Source organism: Pseudomonas sp. CM25 (genome assembly GCF_013179705.1).
Lineage (GTDB): Bacteria > Pseudomonadota > Gammaproteobacteria > Pseudomonadales > Pseudomonadaceae > Aquipseudomonas.
The window spans coordinates 1-1,081 of record NZ_JABMCW010000669.1 but is presented as its reverse complement, the minus strand read 5'-3'; the positions used below and the strand labels follow the sequence as shown (position 1 = coordinate 1,081).

General features: G+C 62.1%; 1 protein-coding gene and 1 pseudogene. Both read right to left on the bottom strand.

Going from position 1 to position 1,081, the window contains the following annotated elements:
• Positions 1-57: 57 nt before the first annotated feature.
• Positions 58-486, bottom strand: a complete 429-nt coding sequence (locus HP546_RS30550; RefSeq protein ID WP_172233703.1) for a hypothetical protein — start codon at positions 484-486, stop codon at positions 58-60.
• A gap of 28 nt (positions 487-514) precedes the next feature.
• Positions 515-1,081: pseudogene (locus HP546_RS30545) on the bottom strand (UPF0104 family protein); the annotation flags it as partial.

Below are 1,081 nucleotides of genomic sequence, written 5' to 3'. Positions count from 1 at the left end.
ACGCAAATGCTGTGGCAAGCGCCTGTTTAGCGCTGCCGGGACTGTTCTGCCTGGCCTTCAATGCGTCTGCCAGATCCCATTGCTGCGCTCACACTCGGTACGCGCCTGCCCCAGGCTAGGTGTATCGTAGTAATAGGTCACCACCCGGGCATCCTTGGGCAAGCCAGGCCGAGTGGACGGCTGGTCATTGCCGGCTGCTTCAGGATTGGCCAGCGCCTCCTGGGTCAACGGTGCGATACAACTGCCCACGCTGCCATCGGCGCAACGCGCCACCTTCTGCTTCTGCGCGCTGAGCATGTCCTTGCTCTCGTTGCTGCACGACCAGTTGATCGCTTCCGGCGGCATGTTGCCGAAGGTGTAGCAGGTATGTTGCGCCACCGGTTTCACCGCTTCGCTGGACGATCGGGTGACCACATCGCAGGCCTCGGCCAGCACCTCGCCGCTGGCCAGGCTTGCCAACATCAATGTCATCGTAAAGACACGCATGGGACACCTCCCGGCCACAGGCCGTCATTCACGTCGAAGCTGGTTTGTCGCGCTGGCGCATGGCCTTGGCACGTTTTTCCAGCACCACATAGGTGATCACCGCCAGCGCCAAGGGAATCAGGTAATACAAGGTCCGGTAAGCCAGCAGCGCCGCCACCAGGCTGCCCTGGCCCATCTGGCCATGCAGCAACCCCAGAAATACCGTTTCCAGCACGCCCAGCCCGGCCGGAATATGCGCAACCACCCCAGCCACGCAACTGATCAGCAGAATCCCCAGAATAGAGGGGTAGAAGGCCTTGTCGGGCAACAGCCAGTAGATCAGCAAGGCCATCATCGCCCAGTTGCTGGCGCCGAGTGCCACCTGGCACAGCGCCAGGCGCAGCCCAGGCAGGGTCAGCTCGTGATCACGCCAGCGCCAGGTGCGCTTCTTGGCAAAACCACAGGCAAACAGATAGGCAAAGGCGATGGCCAGCAGCGCAAAGCCGATGAATTGCAGGCCCGTAGTGCCCACCGCCCAGTTCGCGGGCAGCTCTACCAGACGCAACGCGAACACACCACCGGCGAGCAGCATGTAACCCATCCAGTTGGTCAGCAG